At 49.2% G+C, this 238-nt stretch carries 1 protein-coding gene; it reads left to right on the top strand.

Translation table 11 applies throughout. The features are described from left to right. A partial coding sequence (locus tag AC6UDE_RS07190; protein WP_500697063.1) for a hypothetical protein occupies window positions 1-209 on the top strand: 209 nt, incomplete at its 5' end. Between the last annotated feature and the right edge of the window lie 29 nt (window positions 210-238).

Below are 238 nucleotides of genomic sequence, written 5' to 3'. Positions count from 1 at the left end.
CGATTAGTCAGCATAAAGTGCCGACTTTGGATTTGTTGCCGCAAACCGACAATGCATTTGCCCGCAACAGTGGAGCACTCCGGTTGCAGTTGGTACGCAAACACATCAAAGAAATATACCGACAAAGACTGTTACCGGGTTCAGTGGAACAAGACCATCCCTGGCTCGGCGGGGAGATCCTCGGTTGGCTGCGTTACATCGGCTATTAACAGATGTCGGCTAACTATTTTCAAAACAC

The organism is Fructilactobacillus sp. X2R5C3 (assembly GCF_059901325.1).
The sequence above is the reverse complement of the archived record's forward strand: the minus strand, read 5'-3'. Positions and strand labels throughout refer to the sequence as shown.